Here is a 22,045-nt window from a genome sequence, read left to right on the forward strand (position 1 = left end):
TCCTCCAGAAATGCGTGATTTAAGGCGCCACGCAGGGACGCCGTATTGTATTCAGTTTGCCTGTGCCTTCAAAGCAGAAGGATGCAATTTCAGTACTCACTTAAACAGCGATAGAGGCCGCGCGGTGTGGCGTCACGCCATGTACATCCCACCATTGACGTGGATCGTCTCTCCGGTCACGTAAGCCGCCGCATCCGAGGCCAGAAATGCAACCACCGCGGCGATCTCTTCGGGCCTGCCGAGACGCCCCAGCGGGATCGCAGAAAGCAGTGCATCGCGCTGGCTGTCCGGCAGCTCGCGCGTCATGTCGGTATCGATGAAACCGGGGGCGACGGCATTCACCGTGATGCCGCGCGACCCGACTTCCTGGGCCAGCGACTTGGTGAATCCGAACATTCCCGCCTTGGCCGCCGAATAATTGGTCTGCCCGGCGTTGCCGCTGGCGCCAACCACCGAGGCAATATTGATAATCCGCCCGGTTTTCGCCTTCATCATCGCCCTCAGGCATGCCTTCGACAGCCGATAGATGGAGGTCAGGTTGGTGTCGAGGACGCTGTCCCATTCGTCGGTTTTCATGCGCATCAACAGGTTGTCGCGCGTGATGCCGGCATTGTTCACCAGGATCGTGATCGCTCCATAGCGCTCTCCGATGTCCTTGACCACGCTCTCCACCGCTGCATCGTCCGCCACATCCAGGCACATTCCGGCACCGTTGAAGCCGGAATCGGCAAATCGCTGGCTGATCGCATCGGCTCCCGACTGGGACGTGGCTGTGCCAACCACCGTGGCCCCTTGGGCACCGAGCGCGTCGGCAATCGCCTTACCGATCCCACGGCTGGCGCCCGTGACCAGTGCCACTTTTCCTTCAAGCATGCATAGCCTCCACAGCGGATTGCAGGCTGGCCGGATCGAATACCGGCAGCACTTCGAGTGTCTTGTCGATGCGTTTGATCAGCCCGGCCAGCACCTTGCCGGGACCTGCCTCGATCACCCGCTGAACGCCGCGTCCACCGATCGCCTGCACGGTTTCGACCCAGCGTACCGGGCTGTACAACTGCTCAACCAGTAGCTGGCGGATCGCATCCGGGGCCCCCGCCTCTTCGACGTTTACGTTGTGCAACACCGGTGTCCGCGGAGCGGCAAACGGTACCGACCGCATGGCCTCGGCGAGACGCTGCGCAGCCGGACGCATCAGCGCACAATGCGACGGGACACTGACGTCCAACAACAACGCACGTTTCGCACCCGCTGCCTTGGCCAGCTCGGCGACGCGGGTCACCGCTTCCACGTTGCCGGCGACCACCACCTGGCCCGGCGAGTTGAAATTGACCGCCTCCGCGACCTGCCCCTGCGCGCCCTCGGCACACAATGCCCGGACCCGATCGTCGTCGAGGCCGAGAATCGCCGCCATCGCTCCGGTGCCGGCGGGTACCGCCTCCTGCATGAAACGACCGCGCAAGGCCACCAACCGCGCGGCATCGCTCAGTTCCAACACTCCGGCGGCAACCAGCGCGGTGTATTCCCCGAGACTGTGGCCCGCCATCACCGATGGCTGCAGATCCGTCTCCTGCTGGAGCACCCGCAACACTGCAATCCCCGCACACAGCAAGGCCGGCTGGGTGTTCTGCGTTTCGTTGAGTTTTTCCTTCGGACCCGCCTGGCTGAGCGCCCACAGGTCGACACCAACGGCGTCGGAGCCGGCGGCGAAGGTCTCCTGAACGATCGAGTGGGCGCTCGCCAGATCAGCGAGCATGCCGACCGATTGCGAGCCCTGGCCGGGAAAAGTGACAGCAATCTTCTTATTCATGGGTTTTTCGTTTCAGTACTTGAGCAGTACGGAGCCCCAGGTAAAGCCTCCACCGAACGCCTCCAGCAGCAGCACCTCACCGGGCTGGATGCGACCGTCACGCACGGCGGCGTCGAGTGCAAGCGGTACCGATGCCGCCGAGGTATTACCGTGCTGATCGACGGTCACGACGACCTTGTCCATCGGCAGGTTCAGCTTGCGGGCGGTCGCATTGATGATGCGGATATTCGCCTGATGCGGCACCAGCCAATCGACGTCCGATTTCTTCATGCCGTTCGCGTGCAGGGTTTCGTCGACGATGCGTCCGAGCGTGTTGACCGCCATGCGGAACACTTCATTGCCCTTCATCTGGGTGAAATGCGGATTACCGTCGACATCCGGCAGATCGAATCCCCTCGACACCCCGCCGGGCACGTGCAACAGGTTTTCGTAGGCTCCGTCCGCATGCAGGTGAGACGACAGGATCCCCGGCTCATCTGACGCCTCGAGCACCACGGCGCCGGCTCCGTCGCCAAACAACACACAAGTAGTGCGGTCGGTCCAGTCGATCACACGCGAAAACGTTTCCGCGCCTATGACCAGTGCGCACTTCGCAGCGCCGGTCACGACGAATTTCTCGGCGACGCTCAACGCATAGATGAAGCCCGTACATACCGCCTGCACGTCGAATGCCGCACAACCGTGGATATCGAGACGTTGCTGCAGCAGGCAGGCGGTGCTCGGAAAGATCTTGTCCGCGGTGGTCGTCGCAAGCACGATCAGGTCGATATCCCCCGGCGTTCTGCCAGCTGCCTCCAGCGCACGGCGCGCGGCCTGCTCGGCGAGATCGCACGTGGTCTGACCGTCAACCGCGATATGACGTTTTACGATGCCGGTGCGCTCACGAATCCACTGGTCGTTGGTCTCGACCATGGCCTCGAGGTCTTTGTTGGTAAGCACTTTTTCGGGCAGGAAGCTGCCAGTGCCTCGAATCCGGGCATAGATGCTCATGCGCTGGCCGAAACGTTCAGGAGCTTGCCGACGTGTTGTTCTATTCGGCCCGCGATATCGGCAAGTACTTCTTTCTTGGCAATTGCAATCGCGTGTTCGAAGGCCAGGGTGTCTGCACCCCCGTGACTCTTCACCACGATACCGCGCAATCCGAGCAGGCTCGCGCCATTGTAGCGACGTGGATCTATGCGACGGCGCAAGGCCTTCAACACCGGCAGCGCGACCAGTGCAGACAGCTTGGTGAAGATGTTGCGCTTGAACTCCACCGTCATGAAGTGGCGGATCAACTTGGCGACACCTTCGGTGTTCTTAAGCGCCACGTTGCCCACGAAACCATCGGTCACGACGATGTCGAGTCCTTCGCGCAGATAGATATCGTCTCCTTCGACGTAGCCCACGTAGTTGAGTTCGCTACGCCCGAGCAACTCGTGCGCCTCCTTGACCTGCTCGTTGCCCTTGATCTCTTCCTGTCCGATGTTCAACAGGCCGACCCTTGGCTGCGCGATACCCTCGACCGCCGACACGAGTTCCGAGCCCATCACCGCGAATTGATACAGGTGCGCCGCCTCGCAATCGACATTCGCACCCAGATCGAGCACCCAGGTCCGGCCATCCACCGCCGGCAGCGAGGTAATGATGGCCGGTCGGTCGACATGTGGCAGGGTTTTCAACACGAACCGGGCAGTCGCCATCAGCGCGCCGGTGTTGCCGGCACTCACGCACGCATCCGCTCGCCCCTGCTTGACCAGGTCGATCGCGACCCGCATCGATGAATCCTTTTTGCCGCGCAAAGCCCGCGACGGCAACTCGTCCATGCCGACCTCCTGAGTGGCGTGCTGCACCGCAATACGGTCCGTTACGCCCCCTGGCGGAAGGTGCGCGCGAATGGCTTCTTCGCGCCCCACCAGGATCAGCCGACACTCCTGGTCACGCTTGAGAAAATTCAACGCGGCGGGGACGACCACGCCGGGGCCGTGATCTCCACCCATTGCATCGAGCGCAATCGTGATCGACTGATTCACGCGAAAGCAGGATTTCTGACGGGTTCCATAGACGTGGGCAAGTCGATTGCCGACTTACTTGTCAACGACTTTACGTCCTCGGTAGAAACCGTCAGGGCTCACGTTGTGGCGCAGATGGGTCTCTCCCGACGTCGGGTCGATCGACAGCGATTCCGGTTTCAGGGCGTCGTGCGAGCGACGCATGCCGCGCTTGGAAGGGGTTTTGCGATTCTGTTGGACTGCCATGATGGTCTCCTCAAATTCAACGACTATTCAATCTCTTTTCTGTGTATCGCTCTTCCACGCCGCCAGTGCGGCGAACGGATGCTCCTCGCCCTCCCGGGGCGCCGGAGCGGTCGCCGACCGCGCATTGACGTCTTCGACCTTGACTTTGCAGTCCTGTGCCGGGTGCAGCGGCGCCGAAGGAATTGTGAGGATCAATTCGTCCTCTATCAGCGAACGCAGTTCCATTTTAGCGTCTTCCACCAGCAGCGGATCGAGCGCGTCGGGCAACCGTTCCGCCTCGTCCGTCCCGCTGACCACGGCCAACAGGGAGTCCGAGTCCACATCCAGCGTCATTTCGCCAAGGCAGCGCTGACACTGCAATGCCAACCGGGCGCTGACCTTCACCCGCACCACGGGCCGGCGTTCTGCATCCATGTCGAATGCCAATGTAAACGCCGCTTCACCTTGTGTGGAGGTCAGAAGCGGCGCAAGACGCGGCAAATCGGCCAACGGGATCGTGCCCTCGTACACCTTACCGAGCGAACACAGCCGCAGTGGATCGGCGAAGTCGGGCAAGAGCGACAACATAAGCGCGCGATATTACGAAAAATCGCCCCGCCAGGCAACTGAAAAACTTATGAATTTCGGGCGCTTACTGGCCGGGTTTCAGCCGCCGACGACGGCCAGCAGCACACCCGCCGCGACCGCGGAGCCGATCACCCCGGCGACGTTCGGCCCCATCGCGTGCATCAGCAGGAAGTTATGGTGGTTCGATTCGAGCCCCACCTTGTTCACGACCCGCGCGGCCATCGGCACCGCGGACACCCCGGCGGCGCCAATCAGCGGATTCACCTTGCCGCCCGAGACGCGGTACATCACCTTGCCCATCAGCACCCCGGCAGCAGTCCCGACACAGAACGCGATCGCCCCCAGCGCCAGGATGCCAAGGGTCTCGAGGCTCAGGAACTTGTCCGCCTGCAGCTTCGAACCGACCGACAGGCCGAGGATGATGGTCACCGCGTTGATGATTTCGTTCTGCGCCGATTTGCTCAGGCGATCGACGACGCCCGACTCACGCAGCAGATTGCCGAAGGTCAACATGCCGATCAGCGGGGCCGCCGACGGCAGGAACAGCAGACACAACAGCAGCACCGTCAGCGGGAAAAGGATCTTTTCGAGCCTGCTCACCGGCCGCAGCTGCGACATGACCACCTGGCGCTCCGTGTCGTTCGTCAATGCACGCATGATCGGGGGCTGGATGATCGGCACCAGCGCCATGTAGGAATAGGCCGCGACGGCGATCGCACCGAGCAGATCGGGGGCCAGCTTGGACGCGAGAAAGATTGCGGTCGGGCCGTCAGCACCGCCGATGATCGCGATCGCCGAGGCATCGGCGAGGGAAAAATCGAATCCCGGCACCGCGTTCAGCGCCAGCGCGCCGATCAGGGTGAGAAAGATACCGAACTGGGCCGCAGCGCCCAGCAGCAGGGTCGACGGCTTCGCGATCAGGGCGCCGAAATCGGTCAGTGCGCCGACACCCATGAAAATGAGCAGCGGCGCCACCCCGGTGCTGATCGCAACCGCATAAAACTGGTACAGCATGCCCGGGTCGTAGCCCAGGTTGCTGGCCAACATCTTCGCCGCGCTCAGGCTCGCCCCGGTCGCATGTTTGGCGGCATCCGCCACTTCGGCAACCGGCACACCGAGCAACTGCGCCAGCGCGGCGAGGTGCTGCCGATCACCCGCGAGCAACAGCTGACCGACAGCGTCCTCGGCCAGACCGGCGACCGGCACGTTGGCCAGCACGCAGCCGAAGCCGATCGGCAACAGCAGCAAGGGTTCGAAGCCTTTGCGGATCGCGAGAAAGATCAGCAGGCCGCCCACGACGACCATCAGGAGCTGCCCCCACTCCAGGTTGGCGATCCCCATGGAGCGCCACAGGGCTTCAAAGCCATGTTCTATCATCGCGCGTCAGCTCAGCGTCAGGAGGATATCGCCGACCTGAACGGCATCACCCTGTTTGACCAGCAACTCCTGGACGGTACCGGATTCGGGTGAACGCACTTCGGTCTCCATCTTCATCGCCTCGAGGATCATGATCACATCACCCGACTTGATGGCCTGACCGGCGGCCACGTTGACCTTGAAGATGTTACCGGCCAATGGGGCCGGTACCGGGGTCGCGGCGCCCCGAGGTGCCGCCGGTGGCACAGCTGCTGCGGGCGCCGCCGTGGCCGGCGCGACATGCGTAACCTCGCCACCCGGTGCGACCACCACCTGGTAGACACGTCCGTCGACAGTGACCTGGTAGGCCTCCGCGGCGGGAGGTGTGACGGCGGCAGGTGCCGCGGCCGGCGCAGCCTGCGGTGCCTGCTCGGTGCCGGGTGGCGGTTCGAATGCCGCCGGGTTGTCGCGATTCTCGAGAAACTTGAGCCCGATCTGCGGAAACAGGGCATAAGTGAGTACGTCGTCGATCTCGTCATTCGCGACGCGGATGCCGCGCTCCTCGGCGATGTGGCGAAACTCGTCGGTCAGTTTGTCCAGTTCCGCCTCGATCAGGTCGGCCGGCCGACAGGTGATCGCCTCCTCCCCGTCCGCCAACACGCGCTGCTGCAACTCGGCATCCACCGCAGCCGGTGCGGCGCCGTACTCGCCCTTCAGTACACCCGCGGTTTCCTTGGTGATGGTCTTGTAGCGTTCGCCCGTCAACACGTTCAACACCGCCTGGGTGCCGACGATCTGCGAAGTCGGCGTCACCAGCGGTATGTAGCCAAGGTCCTTGCGGACACGCGGGATCTCCTTGAGGACCTCGTCCATGCGGTCGGCGGCGCCCTGTTCGCGCAGCTGACTCTCCATGTTGGTCAACATGCCACCTGGCACCTGGGCGACCAGGATGCGCGAATCGACTCCGCGAAGCGCGCCCTCGAACTTCGCGTATTTCTTTCGCACCACGCGGAAATACGCTGCGATCTCCTCGAGCAGGTTGAGATCCAGACCGGTATCCCGTTCCGTCCCCTGCAGAATCGCCACCACCGATTCAGTCGCAGAATGACCATAGGTCATCGACATCGACGAGATCGCGGTATCGACCATGTCGATTCCGGCCTCGGCCGCCTTGATGTTGGTCGTCGTACTCATGCCGGTCGTCGCGTGAGACTGCATGGCGATCGGAACCGCGACGGTCTCCTTGAGGCGCGAGACGAGCTCAAAGCAGGTATAGGGCGTCAGCAGACCCGCCATGTCCTTGATACAGATCGAGTGGCAACCCAGGTCCTCAAGACCTTTCGCCATATCGAGCCAATACTGCAGGTCGTGCACCGGACTGACCGTGTAGGACATCGCTCCCTGCGCATGCCTGCCGACCTTCAAGGTCGCACGGACTGCCGTTTCAAAATTGCGCAGGTCGTTCATCGCATCGAAGATGCGAAACACGTCCATGCCGTTGTCTGCCGCGCGCTCGACGAAGCGCTCGACCACATCGTCGCCATAGTGGCGGTATCCGAGTATGTTCTGTGCCCGGAAGAGCATCTGCATCGGGGTATTCGGCATCGCCTTTTTGAGCGCACGAAGGCGCTCCCAGGGATCTTCGCCGAGAAAACGGATACAGGCGTCAAACGTCGCGCCGCCCCAGGTTTCGAGCGACCAGAATCCGACTTGATCGAGCTTGTCCGCGATCGGCAGCATATCCTCCAGACGCAGACGGGTGGCGAACAACGACTGGTGTGCATCGCGCAAGACGACGTCGGTAATGGCGAGCTGGTTCGTAGTCATGAAGCCTCTACGTCCTGGTGGAAAGTGATCGGATCAGGCAACCCGCGACGCACGGTAACGCGCGACCGCGGCCGAAATCACCGCGATCAACTGGCGGTTGTCGGTGACGTCGAGTGGTTGCTGGGTGGTTGTGGCCTCCGTCCCGGCCGTGTCATCCAGACGATCGGCAAGCATCGACATGCCGCGCAGCGTAAACACCAGGACGACCAGGAAGCCGAACACGATGCCCATTCCAAGCATCATCAATTCGACGCCCTGCATCAGCAAATTGCCCATTTGGCTCGGTCTCCCCGGAGTTCAATCGCTTGGATCACCGATGCGCCGAACGCGGCCACTATTGTAATAATTCGACAGTAGACGCACCGTGACGCCCGCATTCTAATAGAAGACCGCCGCATTCTGGTATTGAGAGATTCAATCCCTACACCCAAAATCGTCGGTTCGCCGCTCAAACAGGATCGTCGTCGACATGCAAGCCCTGATCCTCGGTTCGTCGTCACCGTTTCGCCAGGCCCTGCTCGCCAAGCTGGGACAACCGTTTTCGACCGATTCACCGATGATCGACGAGACACGGCGCCCGGACGAATCGCCGCAGCAGCTGGTGCTGCGCCTGGCCGAAGAAAAGGCCCGCGATGTCGGTCTGCGTCATTCCGACGCGCTCGTGATCGGCTCCGACCAGGTGGCCTGCATCGGCGAGCGCATCCTTGGCAAACCGGGAAATCGCGAGAATGCCATCGAGCAGCTGCGCCAGGCATCGGGCAGGAATGTGGAGTTTTTCACCGGGATCTGCCTGCTGAATACCGCAACCGGGCATCTGCAGGTGGACGTCGAGCCGTTCACCGTGCGGTTTCGTCGACTCGATCAGGCACAAATCGAGCGTTACGTCGATTACGAACAACCGTTCGACTGTGCCGGAAGTTTCAAGTCCGAAGGTTACGGTATCACGCTGTTCAGCGCGCTCGACGGCCGCGACCCAAACACCCTGATCGGGCTACCCCTCATCCGCCTGGTCGAAATGCTGGCCGCAGAGGGCATCGACCTGCCGTGAAGCGCAGAGGCGCTCCCGCGGTCGCCGGTTATTTCGTTTCCGCCCGCAGAAATGCCTCGAACATCAGGATCGACCACAAGGGCGTGCTCCAGTCGCGCCGCCCCTGGTCATGTTCGGTGAACAGGCGCTGCAGCCTGTTTCGGTCGAACACCGCCGTATCCTGCAATGCCTGACTCGCCAGGGCTTCTCGCAAACGATCGCGCAACGGGCCACGAAACCATTTTGCCAGCGGGACATCGAAGCCCTTCTTCGGCCGATACAGGATATCGCCCGGCAACCAGGGCTCCATCGCTTTCTTCATCAGGTACTTGCCTACCCCCCCCCGACGCTTCAGATCGACCGGCAGCGTCGATATCCACTCCACCAGTTGGTGGTCGAGCAGCGGCACACGCACCTCGATCGAGTGCGCCATACTCGCGCGGTCGACCTTGGTCAGGATATCTCCGGGCAGGTAGGTTTTGAGATCCAGATATTGCGCTAGCGACAACGGTTCGTCGGTCGGTGCCGCGGAGGCATGCTGCCGAAACACCTCGACTGCATCGTAGCCGTCGAGACGCCGGGTGAACGCCTTGCTGTACAGTGACCGGCGCAGGTCGCGCTTCATGACGGAATTGATCTCGAAGAAGCTCTCCACCGGGTCCTGGCCGATCGAGATCAGGCCCTGGCGCCTGCGCAGAACCTCCGGCAACAACGGCCAGTCGGGGTAATGACGCCCGATACCGCCGAGCAGGTGACGCACAGCGGACGGAACATGGGCCTTCATCGCAAGATCGTCGAGGTGCTGTGCGTAACGCCTGTAACCGGCGAGGTTCTCGTCACCTCCGTCACCGGAGAGCACGACCGTCACGTCTCGGCTGGCCAGTTCACAGACCCGATAGGTGGGCATAGCCGAGCTGTCTGCGAAAGGTTCATCGTACAGACCGGGCAACAGGTCGAGCAGCGAATGATCGTCTGGATCGACGGCACCCACGCGATGAACGCAGCCGAACTTTTCTGCCACCGCGGCTGCGTACTCGGCTTCGTTGTACTCCGCCTCTCCGAACGCAATCGAACAGGTATTGACCGGATCGGCACTCACCTGCGCCATCAGCGCGACCACGGTGCTCGAATCCACGCCACCCGAAAGAAAGGCCCCAAGTGGCACTTCGGCGATCAGGCGTATATCCACCGCCTCGCGCATCCGTGCCACCAGCTCCTCGCCGGCCTGAGTCTCCGACAGGTTTGGGTCGAGTGGCGCGAAAGGGATGTCCCAGTACGGCTTCTGATCCAATACGCGCCGACCGCGCCGCACCATCAGGGTATGTCCCGGCCGCAATTTGGCGGTATTGCGGTAGATCGTGCGCGGCTCCGGAATGTAGCCGAGCGCGAAATACTCCTCCACCGCAGACTCGTCCATCTGTCGGTCGAGGGCGGGATGTTGTTTGATGGCCTTCAGTTCCGACGCAAACACCAGATCACCTTGCGGCAGCAAGGTGTAATACAGGGGTTTGATGCCGAGCCGGTCGCGTGCGAGAAACAGGGTCTCGCGATTTCGGTCCCACAGGGCAAACGCGAACATGCCGCGAAACCGCGTAACGCAGCTATCGCCCCACTCTTCCCAGGCGTGCACTATGACTTCGGTATCACAGTGCGTCCGGAAGCTGTGACCGAGCCGGGTCAACTCCTCGGCCAATGCCGCGAAGTTGTAGATCTCCCCGTTGTACACGACAACAACCGAATCGTCTTCGTTGTACAGCGGCTGCTGTCCACTCGACAGGTCGATGATCGACAAGCGGCGATGCGCGAGTCCGACACCGGGCTCGACGTGAATACCCCCCTCGTCCGGTCCGCGGTGAAACTGGCTCTGGTTCATACGTTCCAGCAATGCGCGGTCGACATCACTGCGCGAATCGATCGAAAAGATGCCAGCCAATCCACACATCGCGCGCTGCCCCTCAGTCCGCGATACCAAGCACGTGATCGATCGCCCTGCCGATCGTCGGCGCAGCACTGCGTGCAAAATCCTGCAGGCGGGCATCGCTGGCGTCGAGCCCCTGGACACTCAGTGGCGTCGTGATGGCGATCCAGGCACCATCGGCACGCCCCGGATAGATGCGCGCCAGCGCCTCCCAGGCCTTGCCTTCGTACCGGTTTGTCAGGTTCCGCCCCGCAACCCGGTACCATTGCCAGACGAGATGTTCCTGTTGCACGCCGCCGACAGGCACGATGACCTTGGACCGAACCACGCGGACCTCTTCGCCACCCAAGTCGACGCGCACCGAATCGAGTCCGGCGGAGCGCTCCAGATCGGCCGCGATCTTGTTCTGCTGGCTGATCGCCTCGACACCCTGCCGCTGCTGCGGATACAGCGCCACGAACAGTTGAACCTGGTCGCCGTCTGGATCAGCGTAGCGCGCCTCGATGGTCTGATCGGTGGGCAGATAATCGGGTGACCATAGCGGCGACGCTTCGATCGCACGCCAGCGATCTATCGAGTTCGGCGCGGAAAACTGGCCGACCAGCTGTACCGACGCGTTTTCCGCACGCATGGTAAACAGCACCACGGCGAGTGACAGGCCGAGCGCCGACAATGCCACCGCCGCAACACGTAACCCCACCGATTCCCTACTCAATACGCGCGGCGGCGGAACGAATGCGGGCGCATCCTGCTCCTCCTGCCAATAGGAACCGATCCAGAACAGGATGAACATCACGATGCCGAAGAAGAACCAGCCGTAGATCAGATGATCAACGCCGGTCGCATATTTCATGCCGCTGAGGTGGCCGATCATCACGATGATGTAGGCACGCACACCGTTCGCAAGGATAGGCACTACAGCCGACACCGCGATGAACAGGATGCGCTTCCACAAGGTGTGATAAGTCACATAGGCGTACATGAAACCCAGCGTCACCGATGCGATCAGATATCGCACACCGCTGCACGCCTCAACCACTGACCAGTTGCCGCTCGGCAACGAGAACCACAGGCCCTCGCGATAGACAGGGATGCCGGTCAACTTCAATGCCGCAACCGTGAAACTGGCCGTGAATTCCATCATCGGCGGCACGAGGTCCTCACCCATCGGCACGGCGAAGAACAGGAACAGCAATGGAAACGCCAGAAAACGCGTGACCTGCAGTCCGAGTACGCCGCCCAAGGCACTGATGACGATCGCGACGAATGCCAGTTGTTCAACCACCAACACGCCGGTCAGCCGTGCCAGCACCCATACGCCGAGTCCGAGCGCGACTGGAACGAGAAACCCTGCAGACGGCTGCGGAGTGAAGACCAGCAGATGGCTACGTCTCTGCCAGATCAACCAGAGCGTGATGGGAACGATCAGAAACCCATGGGTATAGGTTTCGAAGTTGTACCAGGTGTGCACCATGCCCAGCGCGGTGGACTGGAACAACAGAACCATTCCGACAAATACCACGACACTGGCCACGAATGTCGCGCGCCAGCTTGGAGCTACGGAGTGTGCTGCCTCATTCACAGGTTCTACTACCTTGCAGACGGCAAATAATCAGCGCTTGTGCCGCGAAATCAGGAGACCGTGGCCGCAGCAGGCTGCTCGCGGCGAGCATTGGGGAAATACAGCACTTCGTCCATCCGTCCCCAGGCAAAATCTTGCAGCAGACGTTCCAGACGGGCCTCCATGCGCTCAAGGTTCAGATAGTGCCGAAACTGGGTTTTCGCATCGAGTCCGGATTGACGCGGCTGGTCGGGGTCGATCTCCCACGGATGGAAGTAAAAGATGGCCGGCTGTCCATCCACCATGTTGACCCGGCGCATGGCCCACCGCATGCCAGCGTACGGCACGAGACGAAACCAGCCGCCGCCGCCGCACGGGAGATTCTTGTTGGCGACCCTGACCGTGGTTACCGGAAACTCGAGAAACTCGTCGTCGACCGGTCTGAACACAAAACGCGGCGCATCCGGCATTCCGTAAAGGTCATGTTTGATCGGGTAGATACTTGAGCTGTATTTGTGTCCGGTGTCCCGCAACACCCCGAGCGCCCAAAGATTGGCGGCCCCGATGGAGTAACTGGCCGCCCGATACCCGATCACCGGTTTACCCGACAGATCCTCCAGCAGAGACTTGGTCCGAATGACGTCTTCGCGAAACTGCTCGGGATCCTGTTGGGTCACTCGAACGTGCGACCATCCATGGCTGGCCAATTCATGGCCTTGCGCGACAATTCGGCGCACCATGGCGGGGTAACGCTCCGCTATCCACCCCAGGGTGAAGAACGTTGCCTTGGCGTCGTGGCGATCGAACAACGCAAGGATTCGATCCACGTTGCGTTCGACCCTGCATTCCTGCCGATCCCAGGAATCACGGTCGATGTAGCGTTCGAATGCCGAGACCTGAAAGTAATCTTCGACATCGACGGTCATCGCGTTCGATCGGCGTTGCAACACAGCGTTACCGCCCGGCACGCACGATCAAGGCAGACGCTGTCGGGCGTTCAGCCGGACGGCAATGGTTCATCGTCGTCATCCATATCCATTTGCAGCATGATGGCCTGCTTCAGCATGCGCCGATTCTTTGCCAAAGCCCCGCGCAGCTGCGCCACCTCCTGTTCCAGCAACGCGACACGCCCCTCCAGGTCAGTCGGGCGCTGAGTGCTGGTACTCTCTGCGCGTACCGTCGGTCGGGTTTGGGTCGCCGTTTCGGCGTTCGCCTGCCCCATCTCCTGCGCCATCTCCTCAACCACTGTCTGCACGTGTGAACCATCGAGTTCGTGCAGTTCTTCCAGCGATCCGAACAACAGCAGTCGATCGCACAGATTGTTCACCCGACGCGGCACGCCGCCGGTCGCCGAAAAGATCGCGTCGAACGCCTCGTCGCCGAGCAGGGGGTCATTCTGCCAACCGACCAGCGTGAGCCGGTGTTCGACATACGCCTGCAATTCCTGGCGGTCGAGCGGCCTGAGATGGTATCCGGCAATGATGCGCTGACGCACTTGCTCCATGCCGGGGCTCTGCAGGGTCTGCTTCAGTTCGAGCTGACCGAGCAGGAAACTTTGCAGCAGTGCCTGCCCGTCTTCCTGGTAATTGGACAGCATGCGCAGCTCTTCGATCGATCGCGGCGGCAGGTTCTGCGCCTCGTCGACGACCAGCAGGACACGTCTGCCCTCGGCACGCCGTGCGCGGAAAAAGGCCTCGAGGTTGCGGAGCAGCGCGGCCTTGGAAAGGTTTTCGTGGGCCAGGCCGAACGATGCACTGATCATGCGCAACACTTCGTCTTCGTTGATCTGGGTCGAAACCAGCTGTGCGGCGACGACGCTTTCATCGTGCAATTCCTTGAACAGGTTGCTGACCAGCATGGTCTTGCCGGTCCCGATACCGCCGGTTATGACGATGAAACCTTCCCCCTGACGGAGCCCGTAACGAAGGTAGGCCATCGCCCGGTTGTGCCCGGAGCTATTGAAGAAGAACCGCGCGTCCGGGCTCAGCTGGAAAGGTTTGCCGGACAGATTGTAGAAGGATTCGTACATGGCTAGAGAAAACTCGTGGTGAGCGAGAGCCCGATCCGGTTTTCTGTTTCCGTCCCGCTGTCCGAAAAATCATCCTCTTGATGCGAGACACTCAACGATGCGCTGGTGCGCGGGGACAACCTCTTGCTCAGCGAAAAGCGCACATCGAAGCTGTCGCTTTTCGCGTCATTGTCGTTGACGCTATGGGTGTATCCACCGCTGACCGAGGCACTGTAGTCACCCCCAAGGCGGCGCGAGACGTGCGCCGTCATGCCATAGGTGTCCTCGTTCGCCTGCGACACTTCATACTCGCGCTTCGAGAGGTACCCGGTGACGGACACGTTGGTGCGACGCCCGGTTACTGTCACGATACCGCTGACGCGGGTGCTGATGAAATCCTCGTTGATATCACGCAGATCCGGAATATTGACGATGACCGGGTCGCCGGTGTCCGGATCGACGATGATGTTGCCGTTCTCGTCTGCAAGGAAGAAAAACGAATCGACCAGTTCGAAACTGCGCCGGTTGGAGATATCGCGAGACACGGTTATCCCGGTACGCGTCCGCCGGCTGACGTGCGATATCTGGCCGGAATAGGTGTGGCCGAAATACCGCGATCCGTAATTTGCAGACAGGCTGGTGCGTGACGTCGGGTTCCATGCGGCCCCCACAGACCAGGTAATCCCGTTCGTGTCGCTGCGGCTGGTTTCGACGTCGTTGTCCTCCCAACCGATGGTGGAACTCAGATTCAGCCGGGGGTTGACGCGATAGCCGACACCGGCGCTTGCCGTGGTCGTGCTGTCGTCGCGATCGTCGTAGTGCGTGGATCGCTGGCTGACATCACTCCGCCAGCTCAAAGGCCCGAAATAACGACCGCTTTGCACCCCCAGATGCAATCGCGACGAGGTTGAATCGCTGCCGCTGTTGCCGGAGTCGCTGACCACGTAGTCGACAGAGTTGTTGCTGACAAAATCCGCGTAACGGTTCAGGTGATGCTTGAAGATCGGTTTCACTCGCAGCGAGTAGCTCTGTTGCCCGCCACGCCGATCGAAATTGATCGAGTCGACGTTGCTCGTCGTGGTGCCGTCACCACTGCTCAGACGGGCCGTGGCCTCGCCGCCAAGGAAGAAGAAATCCTCGATCGCCTCCACTTCACCGGCCGCCAGCAGGGAATGCGCAATCGGGCGCGGGTTGGTATCACCGGTGCCTTCTGACAGCGTCAACCGGTAGTGCGCATTGGCCTTGGAACGGCCGCCTTTCCCCGTTAGGTTCAAGCTCGGGCTCAGTTGCAACACTGTCCCGGAGGAACCCTCGGAGTCATCGACCACCGTCGCGCTTGCAGTGACCGAATCCTTCAGTCGCCATTCGCCGGCGCTCGCCGTACCAGTGAAGCAAACCGTGACCACCGCAATCCCGGCGAAAGAGCCGAGATTCCGCAACCACCCGCGCTTGGCAAGATGCATCTCCCGCGACTCCCTCCTAATGCTCATCGCTACCGTAGCCGTATCCGTACCCATAGCCGTATCGATAACCGTAGCCGTAGCCGTAGCGACCGAAGAACAGGTCGGGTTTGCACTTGTTCAGGATCAGCGACACTTTTTCGACGGAATTCAACTGCGATACCGCGTCCTGCACTAGAAACTGCGGCGTGACACCGGATTCGACGACCAAGCAGATCTGTCCCATCTGGTGGGCGAGCACGCTCGCCTCGCTGGTGGCGAGCAACGGTGGGGAATCGAACAGCACGACACGGTCCGCGTACCGCAATGCCAGTTCGTCCAGGAGATGGCGCATCGTATTGCTGGCCAGCAGTTCGGTCGAACGCCTGTGCCGACGCCCTGCCGGCAACACCGAGAACTTGGGTATGTCCGTCTTGACCAACAGATCCTTGAGATCCAGGCTGTCATCGATCAGCCGATCAGTCAGCCCCGGAAGATTGTTGATCTTCAGCAGGCGAGACAAGCCGGGTTTCGCGAGGTCGGCATCGACCAGCAAGACCGTGCGATCCATTTCCATGGCGATCGAGATCGCCAGATTGAGCGAACTGAAGGTCTTGCCCTCGCCCTCGACCGAACTGGTCACCATGATCAGGTTGCGATGCGCCTCGCCCATCGCCCCCTGGCCGAACGCCCGCGTCAGCAACGGCCGTTTGATCATACGGTACTCTTCCGCCGTGCGGCTGCGCTCGGAATCGGGCGAAAGCACGCCTTCGAGGCCCAGTGCACGAATCCGCAACACATCGCTCGGCGCTGTCGGAGACTCGTCGAGCGGAAGTTCCATCGCCGGTTCGGCGGCAACGAAAGCTTCCGGCTCTGGCGTTTCGACCGACGCCTGAGGCGGTTCGAAAGTCATTTCGTCTGACACCGGGGCTTCGGCGACCGCCTCGGCTTCCGCACGCGGTGGTGGTGCCGCGGGCTCACGGGCGGCAGGTGCCGGTGGCTTCTGCGCCGGCTGGTCCAGCTTGCCCATCATTTTTTCGACGGCTTTTTCGATGATGCTCATGGTCAGGCCAGATTCAACGACTGCGCCAATCGCGGCAGAAGTTCGATGTTGAATTGATACAACGCGATCACGACGCCAAATGTAAGCAGCAATCCGCTCAGCGTCAGGACGAAACTCACGTTGCGCACCTTGCGTGCGCGGATCTGGTCAGTCGTCCATATCATGTTGACGCTGCCCAACACAGGCAGATTCAAGGTCTCGCTGAGCGCCTGACGTTCGTCGAACGTCGGTCGGAACTGCGACATCAGGAAAGCGACCCCAAACCCGACCGCGAGGCCGGCGAGCAGGACCAGGGAACTCAGCAGGACACGATTCGGACCGGAGGGCTTGGTCGGCGCCCGCGGAGGATCGACCACCCGGAAGCGAACGTTTTCCGCCGTGCTGTCCACCTTGCGTCCGAGACGTGCCGATTCCAGGCGGGTCTCGAGCACGTCGTAGTTCTTCTTGGCGATCTGGTAATCGTTCAGCAGGTCGCGACGCTCCGCTTCCAGTGCCAGTACCTTGTCGATCGAGCCCTCGAGTTCCGCGAGTTGCTTCTCGTAAGCGGCAAGCCGTGTCTTTCGGGCTGCCACGTCACCCTCGAGCTGCGCCATCGAGATGCGCATCTGCTGATAGACCGGGTTTTTGTCGGCGTCGTAGGCGGTCGGGCCGGCCTCTGCCAGCCGCCGCTGGATCTCCGCAATGATGCCAGCACGTTCCTGCTTGAGGTCGGCCAATGAGCGTTGCGCCTGGACCACGTCCGGATGACGATCCGTGTAGCGCACGTTCAGTTCGTCGAGGCGCAGCTGCACCGACTGGATACGCCGGTCTATATCGGCCGTTTCCGGGTTGTGAGTGACCTCGGGCACCGGCACCATGCCGAAACTCGGCACCTCGCCTTCGACCTGGCGACGTGTCGTCTCCAGACGCTCTTCGAGGGCCGCCAGTTCGAGCTTGTCGGAAGCTATCCGCTCCTTCAGTTCCCGCACCCTCTTGTAGAAGCTGTCCGAACCTTCCGGCAGGACCTCGAAATTGCGCTGTTTGAAACGCGCCAGCTCGGCATCGAGTTCACGCAGACGACGCTCATACTCCGATTTCTGCTGCTCGAGGAACTGGGTCGCCGAATCCTGCTCCTTGCGGGCCTCGCCCAGATTGCTCTCCATAAAGATGGTCAACAGCGATTTGACGACCATGGTCGCGAGTTCCGGAGAGTCCGAATCGTGCGAGATCGTGTAGAGGTTTTCGCGGGAGGTGCCGGACAAACGAATATTTTTCTTCAGGCGGCTCAACAACTCGTCCTTCTCGGCATCGGTGGTCGCCTTCAGGTCGAGGTCCGTCATGCGCGTGACCTTCTCCAGGTTCGGCTGACTGAGCAGGGTCCGCGTCATCAGAAAGATCTTCTGTTCGGTATCGCCCGCGTTGAACGCGATGCCTTTCAGCAAGGGGCGAAGCACCGAGGAAGTATCGACGTAGACGCGCGCCGATGCCCGGAACTCATCCGGAATGCGCGCCACGACCGACCAACCGATGACACAGATCAGCCACGCGACTCCGAGCATCCACCAGCGGAAACGCCAGGTTCCCCTGGCGTACCGAAGCAGTATTACGATGACGTCATGCATACCGCTCGCCTACAGCTCAGAACCATGCCTCTGGGACAATGATGATATCGCCAGGCCGCATGTCGACGTTGGCCGTGATATCGCCGTCTTTCAGCAGGTCGTCGAGCCGCAGGCGGAACTGCTCCTGATTACCGTCGACCGCACGGATCAACGTCGCATCGTTGCCCGCCGCGTATTGCGTCAGGCCGCCGGTTTCGACCATCACGTCGAGCAGGGTCATCGAATCACGGTACAGCAGCGCTTTGGGCCTGGCCGACTCACCGACGACGCGGATCTGCTCGCGGAAGGTGCCGACAAACGACCCCACGATTACCGTGACCAGCGGATCGCGAAGGTAGGTCGCCAATTCGGCCTCCAGGTCGCGCGCGAGTTCGGCCGGCGTCTTGCCCGCCGCAGGGACCTCCTCGAGCAGCGGCGCGGAAAGCAGGCCGTCCGGGCGCACCGGCACCGAGGTGCTGACTTCGGGGTTACGCCAGACGAATATCTGCACCGAGTCGCCCGGTGCAATCCGATAGCGCGTCGAATATTGGGCATCACCGCTGGCCGTCGGCAGTTCAGGCCGCGCATTTTTCTGCGACGCGCACCCCGTCATTACCAAAACCCCCGCAAGGGCGCCCAGCGTGGTGACCAAGCGCACTGATCTAAGGAGATTCCGCATATCAATCCTCTCTTTCATGGTCGCTGTCCGTCGAAGCCTATCTGCGCCGCCTTCCACGGCCCGGGCAGTTTACTCAATGTTCATCAAAAAAGCTTGCTGCACAAACGGTTGTAGCGGCAGCTTGTAAATAATCCTGACATTGCGGCGACGCCAAAAACCGTCGCGCCGCAGCCATACCGACCCGGGCTATACTGCACGCCGCGATTGCCACTCGAAGACTTTCCCGCATGTGGTCCACGATAGGCGGTTTTTTCCTGCCGTTCCAAGGTTTAACCCTCGTATTTCGTCCCGGCCTGCGGCGCTACGTACTGGTTCCGCTGGTCCTCAACGTCGTCATATTCGCCGGTCTCGCGTATGTCGCCGGCCATTATTTCGACGTCTTCATGGATCGCTGGCTGCCGACGCACGAGTGGCTCGCGTTCCTGCGCTGGGTGCTCTGGGCGATCTTCGCAACGGCCTATGCGCTGGCGTTGTTCTACGGTTTCACCCTGATCGCCAACCTGATCGGCGCGCCTTTCAACGCCTTGTTAGCGGCGCGTGTCGAGGAAAAGTTAACCGGTGAGCTGCCGCAACAGGCCGATGCCTCAGTGCTCGCCGCGATCGGCCCCGCACTGGCCGGCGAACTGAGCAAGATCCTGTATCTCGCCAGTCGCGCACTGCCGTTGCTGATCCTGTTCCTGGTTCCCGGACTGAACATCCTGGTCAGTATTGGATGGGTCCTGTTCGGGTTCTGGTTTCTCACGATCGAGTACGCCGATTACCCGATGGGCAATCACGGCATCGCGCCGCGAGATCAACGCAAACACCTGCGGAGCCGGCGCTGGAAATCCCTGTTATTCGGGGCCGGGGTGACCACGCTGATGCTGATCCCGGTGCTGCAGTTCGCGGCGATGCCTGCCGCCGTCGCCGGCGCGACCCGGCTGTGGGTCGACGATCTGCAACCGGATTGATCCACCCCCCGCCCGCTCCTAGGTCTCGGTGCGCAGCCAGGCGGCGATCCGCTCGACACCGATCGCCAGACGGTCAAGATCGGTCGTGTACGCAAAACGCACGTGCCGGCCGGCCAGATGGGCGCCGAAATCCACGCCGGGGGTGATTGCCACCCCGGCCCCTTCCAGCAGGCGCCGGCAGAGCGTCTCGCCATCATCGGCAAATGGCCGGATGTCCGCGTACAGATAGAAGGCGCCGGCCGGTCGCGCGCCGATCCCGAACCCCAGCTCGGTCAAGGCGTCGTACAGGAAATCGCGTCGATGCCGGAACGCCTCGCGCCGCTCTTCGAGGATCGCCATCGTCGATGCCTTGAACGCGGCCAGCGCGGCAAACTGCGACGGTGTCGGCGCGGCGATGAACAGGTTCTGGGCGAGGCGTTCGAGCGGTTCGACCAGCCCTTCCGGCGCGACCAGCCATCCGACCCGCCAACCGGTCATGCCAAAGAACTTCGAGAAGCTGTTGATGACGACGATATTGTCGTCGCCGAGTGCGAGCGCGGTCTGCGGCGGCGCGTCATATTGCAGGCCCTGGTAGATCTCGTCACAGACCAGCAGCGTGTCCGGTTGCGTCCGCAGCTGCGCGGCCAGTGCGGCAATCTCGGCATTCCCGATCAGGTTGCCGGTCGGGTTCGCCGGCGACGCGAGCATCAGTGCCCGCAGACCCTCGCCGATCAGCGGCTGCAGGGCATCCGGCCGGACCGCGTAGCCGTCGTCCACCGAAACGGGCAGCGCGACCGGCACGCCACCCAGCTGCGAGATCATATGACGGTTGCACGGGTAGCCGGGGTCGGTCACGACCACGCGGTCGCCGGGATCGACCAGCGCACCCAGCACCAGCTGCAGCGCACCCGAGGCACCCGGCGTGATCAGGACCCGCGCCGGGTCGATGCTCACCGCAAAACGTCGCGCGTAGTAGTCGGCGATCGCCTCGCGCAATGCCGGCAGACCGGCCGCCGGCGTGTAGCGCGTCTGTCCGTCGCGCAAGGCGCGCATGGCCGCCTCGATCACCGGCCGAGGCGATTCGAAATCCGGTTCGCCGATCTCCATGTGCACGATGTCACGCCCGGCGGTCTCGAGCGCGCGCGCCTGCGCGAGGATCTGCATCACCCGGAACGGCGCGATCTCCTGCATGCGGCGCGCGATTCTCATCCGGGTACTTCAGCCCCGGCGCCGAGCACCTCGCGCAGAAAAGGCAGGTCGACCATCCCCGCCTGCGGCGCCGGCCCGGCAATGCTGGTGGCCGGGCGGCGCGGCTCGCCGAGCGAATCGAGCACCACCATGGCGGCGCTGAAATCCTGGCCCAGCGTGTAATCGTTGACCGTCACGACAACCCGTTCGATGCCGGCATCGCGCGCGGAATGCACACCGTGCGCCGAGTCCTCGAATGCGATGACTTCGTCGGGATCCAGTTGCATGCGTTCCAGTACCCAGGTGTAGATGTCCGGCGCCGGTTTCTTGTGCGGCACGATATCACCCGCACCGACCACCTCGAACCAATCCAGACCGTCTGCCGCCAATGCATTGCTGAGCAGTGCGCTGACATTCTCCGGAGTCGTGGTCGTCGCGATCGCCAGCCGCAGGCCGGCGCCCCGGGCCTGTTCCAGCAGACGGCGTACGCCCGGGCGCAAGGGTATCGCGCCCTCGGCCATCAACGCCATGTAGTGACGGGTTTTGTCGCGATGCAAACCCGCGATGAAGCCCGCCAGATCGTCGGGACGACGGAAATCGCGGTTGAAGCTGTCGAGGTAATACCGTATCCGCTCCTTGCCGCCGGTCACGCTCAGCAACTTGCCGTACAGCTCGACCGTCCAGTCCCAGTCCAGGCCGGCCTCGCGGAACGCGCGGTTGAATGCCACGCGGTGGCCGTCGCGTTCCGTGTCGGCGAGCGTACCGTCGACGTCGAACAACAAGGCTTTCAGCTCACTCAATTTGATACTCCCGGCAAAAGCGCTGAGCTTATCCGACCCAACGGCGCAATTGCCCCTAC

At 61.9% G+C, this 22,045-nt stretch carries 21 protein-coding genes; 2 read left to right on the forward strand and 19 right to left on the reverse strand.

The window, feature by feature from the left end; genetic code table 11:
• Positions 1 to 132: 132 nt before the first annotated feature.
• From fabG to H6955_00905, 9 genes are all read right to left on the reverse strand, one after another.
• Positions 133 to 873 carry a 3-oxoacyl-ACP reductase FabG gene (fabG, locus tag H6955_00865; protein MCP5312073.1) on the reverse strand — a complete coding sequence of 247 codons (741 nt, stop codon included), beginning with the start codon at positions 871 to 873 and terminating at the stop codon, positions 133 to 135.
• Positions 866 to 1,807: an ACP S-malonyltransferase gene (fabD, locus tag H6955_00870; GenBank protein ID MCP5312074.1), complete on the reverse strand. Its 942-nt coding sequence runs from the start codon at positions 1,805 to 1,807 to the stop codon at positions 866 to 868. Before fabD ends, fabG begins: the two co-directional genes overlap by 8 nt.
• Before the next feature lie 12 nt (positions 1,808 to 1,819).
• Positions 1,820 to 2,797, reverse strand: coding sequence for a ketoacyl-ACP synthase III (locus tag H6955_00875; GenBank protein ID MCP5312075.1), 978 nt, complete (start codon positions 2,795 to 2,797; stop codon positions 1,820 to 1,822).
• The gene (gene plsX / locus H6955_00880) at positions 2,794 to 3,819 is read right to left on the reverse strand and encodes a phosphate acyltransferase PlsX (protein ID MCP5312076.1); all 1,026 of its coding nucleotides are present in this window, start codon (positions 3,817 to 3,819) and stop codon (positions 2,794 to 2,796) included. The genes H6955_00875 and plsX overlap by 4 nt, the downstream gene beginning before the upstream one ends.
• A 54-nt stretch (positions 3,820 to 3,873) precedes the next feature.
• Positions 3,874 to 4,044 (reverse strand): 50S ribosomal protein L32, encoded by a 171-nt coding sequence (gene rpmF, locus H6955_00885; GenBank protein MCP5312077.1) that lies wholly within the window; start codon positions 4,042 to 4,044, stop codon positions 3,874 to 3,876.
• A 27-nt stretch (positions 4,045 to 4,071) separates the two neighbouring features.
• Positions 4,072 to 4,599: a DUF177 domain-containing protein gene (locus H6955_00890; GenBank protein MCP5312078.1), complete on the reverse strand. Its 528-nt coding sequence runs from the start codon at positions 4,597 to 4,599 to the stop codon at positions 4,072 to 4,074.
• 90 nt (positions 4,600 to 4,689) lie between these two features.
• A complete protein-coding gene (locus H6955_00895; GenBank protein ID MCP5312079.1) occupies positions 4,690 to 5,988 on the reverse strand; it encodes a sodium ion-translocating decarboxylase subunit beta in 1,299 nt (432 codons plus the stop codon).
• Between the two features lie 6 nt (positions 5,989 to 5,994).
• The gene (gene oadA / locus H6955_00900) at positions 5,995 to 7,794 is read right to left on the reverse strand and encodes a sodium-extruding oxaloacetate decarboxylase subunit alpha (GenBank protein ID MCP5312080.1); all 1,800 of its coding nucleotides are present in this window, start codon (positions 7,792 to 7,794) and stop codon (positions 5,995 to 5,997) included.
• A gap of 33 nt (positions 7,795 to 7,827) precedes the next feature.
• Positions 7,828 to 8,070, reverse strand: coding sequence for an OadG family protein (locus tag H6955_00905; GenBank protein ID MCP5312081.1), 243 nt, complete (start codon positions 8,068 to 8,070; stop codon positions 7,828 to 7,830).
• A 193-nt stretch (positions 8,071 to 8,263) separates the two neighbouring features.
• Between H6955_00905 and maf the strand changes: the two genes are divergently transcribed.
• A complete protein-coding gene (maf, locus tag H6955_00910; GenBank protein MCP5312082.1) occupies positions 8,264 to 8,842 on the forward strand; it encodes a septum formation inhibitor Maf in 579 nt (192 codons plus the stop codon).
• A 28-nt stretch (positions 8,843 to 8,870) separates the two neighbouring features.
• Here the strand turns inward: maf and H6955_00915 are convergent, their stop codons facing one another.
• The 8 genes from H6955_00915 to H6955_00950 form a co-directional block, all read right to left on the reverse strand.
• Positions 8,871 to 10,763 (reverse strand): amidotransferase 1, exosortase A system-associated, encoded by a 1,893-nt coding sequence (locus tag H6955_00915; protein ID MCP5312083.1) that lies wholly within the window; start codon positions 10,761 to 10,763, stop codon positions 8,871 to 8,873.
• Between the two features lie 13 nt (positions 10,764 to 10,776).
• Complete coding sequence (xrtA, locus tag H6955_00920; protein ID MCP5312084.1) at positions 10,777 to 12,321, reverse strand: exosortase A; 1,545 nt, start codon at positions 12,319 to 12,321, stop codon at positions 10,777 to 10,779.
• Positions 12,322 to 12,371: 50 nt separating this feature from the next.
• Positions 12,372 to 13,226, reverse strand: coding sequence for a DUF3473 domain-containing protein (locus H6955_00925; GenBank protein ID MCP5312085.1), 855 nt, complete (start codon positions 13,224 to 13,226; stop codon positions 12,372 to 12,374).
• A 71-nt stretch (positions 13,227 to 13,297) separates the two neighbouring features.
• Positions 13,298 to 14,329, reverse strand: a complete 1,032-nt coding sequence (locus H6955_00930) for an AAA family ATPase (GenBank protein MCP5312086.1) — start codon at positions 14,327 to 14,329, stop codon at positions 13,298 to 13,300.
• A gap of 2 nt (positions 14,330 to 14,331) precedes the next feature.
• On the reverse strand, positions 14,332 to 15,771 hold the full coding sequence (locus H6955_00935; GenBank protein ID MCP5312087.1) for a TIGR03016 family PEP-CTERM system-associated outer membrane protein: 1,440 nt from the start codon (positions 15,769 to 15,771) through the stop codon (positions 14,332 to 14,334).
• A gap of 16 nt (positions 15,772 to 15,787) precedes the next feature.
• Positions 15,788 to 16,660: an AAA family ATPase gene (locus H6955_00940; GenBank protein ID MCP5312088.1), complete on the reverse strand. Its 873-nt coding sequence runs from the start codon at positions 16,658 to 16,660 to the stop codon at positions 15,788 to 15,790.
• A gap of 152 nt (positions 16,661 to 16,812) precedes the next feature.
• Positions 16,813 to 18,411 carry a chain-length determining protein gene (locus H6955_00945; protein MCP5312089.1) on the reverse strand — a complete coding sequence of 533 codons (1,599 nt, stop codon included), beginning with the start codon at positions 18,409 to 18,411 and terminating at the stop codon, positions 16,813 to 16,815.
• A gap of 16 nt (positions 18,412 to 18,427) precedes the next feature.
• Complete coding sequence (locus H6955_00950; GenBank protein MCP5312090.1) at positions 18,428 to 19,069, reverse strand: polysaccharide biosynthesis/export family protein; 642 nt, start codon at positions 19,067 to 19,069, stop codon at positions 18,428 to 18,430.
• Positions 19,070 to 19,296: 227 nt separating this feature from the next.
• Here H6955_00950 and cysZ point away from each other — a divergent pair, with 227 nt between their 5' ends.
• Positions 19,297 to 20,019, forward strand: a complete 723-nt coding sequence (gene cysZ / locus H6955_00955; GenBank protein ID MCP5312091.1) for a sulfate transporter CysZ — start codon at positions 19,297 to 19,299, stop codon at positions 20,017 to 20,019.
• Positions 20,020 to 20,037: 18 nt separating this feature from the next.
• Here the strand turns inward: cysZ and H6955_00960 are convergent, their stop codons facing one another.
• Together H6955_00960 and H6955_00965 are read right to left on the reverse strand one after the other, a co-directional pair.
• Positions 20,038 to 21,207, reverse strand: coding sequence for an aminotransferase class I/II-fold pyridoxal phosphate-dependent enzyme (locus H6955_00960; protein MCP5312092.1), 1,170 nt, complete (start codon positions 21,205 to 21,207; stop codon positions 20,038 to 20,040).
• A complete protein-coding gene (locus H6955_00965) occupies positions 21,204 to 21,986 on the reverse strand; it encodes an HAD family hydrolase (protein MCP5312093.1) in 783 nt (260 codons plus the stop codon). The genes H6955_00960 and H6955_00965 overlap by 4 nt, the downstream gene beginning before the upstream one ends.
• Positions 21,987 to 22,045 lie beyond the last annotated feature (59 nt).

It is taken from the genome of Chromatiaceae bacterium, assembly GCA_024235395.1.
In the GTDB taxonomy this organism is placed as follows: domain Bacteria; phylum Pseudomonadota; class Gammaproteobacteria; order Chromatiales; family Chromatiaceae; genus Thiosocius.

What these genes read in the sequence shown, in the direction of transcription:
- fabG (MCP5312073.1), bottom strand. Translation starts at nt 873, where the DNA reads ATGCTTGAAGGAAAAGTGGCACTGGTCACGGGCGCCAGCCGTGGGATC.
- fabD (MCP5312074.1), bottom strand. Translation starts at nt 1,807, where the DNA reads ATGAATAAGAAGATTGCTGTCACTTTTCCCGGCCAGGGCTCGCAATCG.
- H6955_00875 (MCP5312075.1), bottom strand. Translation starts at nt 2,797, where the DNA reads ATGAGCATCTATGCCCGGATTCGAGGCACTGGCAGCTTCCTGCCCGAA.
- rpmF (MCP5312077.1), bottom strand. Translation starts at nt 4,044, where the DNA reads ATGGCAGTCCAACAGAATCGCAAAACCCCTTCCAAGCGCGGCATGCGT.
- H6955_00895 (MCP5312079.1), bottom strand. Translation starts at nt 5,988, where the DNA reads ATGATAGAACATGGCTTTGAAGCCCTGTGGCGCTCCATGGGGATCGCC.
- oadA (MCP5312080.1), bottom strand. Translation starts at nt 7,794, where the DNA reads ATGACTACGAACCAGCTCGCCATTACCGACGTCGTCTTGCGCGATGCA.
- H6955_00905 (MCP5312081.1), bottom strand. Translation starts at nt 8,070, where the DNA reads ATGGGCAATTTGCTGATGCAGGGCGTCGAATTGATGATGCTTGGAATG.
- maf (MCP5312082.1), top strand. Translation starts at nt 8,264, where the DNA reads ATGCAAGCCCTGATCCTCGGTTCGTCGTCACCGTTTCGCCAGGCCCTG.
- H6955_00915 (MCP5312083.1), bottom strand. Translation starts at nt 10,763, where the DNA reads ATGTGTGGATTGGCTGGCATCTTTTCGATCGATTCGCGCAGTGATGTC.
- H6955_00925 (MCP5312085.1), bottom strand. Translation starts at nt 13,226, where the DNA reads ATGACCGTCGATGTCGAAGATTACTTTCAGGTCTCGGCATTCGAACGC.
- H6955_00930 (MCP5312086.1), bottom strand. Translation starts at nt 14,329, where the DNA reads ATGTACGAATCCTTCTACAATCTGTCCGGCAAACCTTTCCAGCTGAGC.
- H6955_00935 (MCP5312087.1), bottom strand. Translation starts at nt 15,771, where the DNA reads ATGCATCTTGCCAAGCGCGGGTGGTTGCGGAATCTCGGCTCTTTCGCC.
- H6955_00940 (MCP5312088.1), bottom strand. Translation starts at nt 16,660, where the DNA reads ATGACTTTCGAACCGCCTCAGGCGTCGGTCGAAACGCCAGAGCCGGAA.
- H6955_00945 (MCP5312089.1), bottom strand. Translation starts at nt 18,411, where the DNA reads ATGCATGACGTCATCGTAATACTGCTTCGGTACGCCAGGGGAACCTGG.
- H6955_00950 (MCP5312090.1), bottom strand. Translation starts at nt 19,069, where the DNA reads ATGCGGAATCTCCTTAGATCAGTGCGCTTGGTCACCACGCTGGGCGCC.
- cysZ (MCP5312091.1), top strand. Translation starts at nt 19,297, where the DNA reads ATGTGGTCCACGATAGGCGGTTTTTTCCTGCCGTTCCAAGGTTTAACC.
- H6955_00960 (MCP5312092.1), bottom strand. Translation starts at nt 21,207, where the DNA reads ATGAGAATCGCGCGCCGCATGCAGGAGATCGCGCCGTTCCGGGTGATG.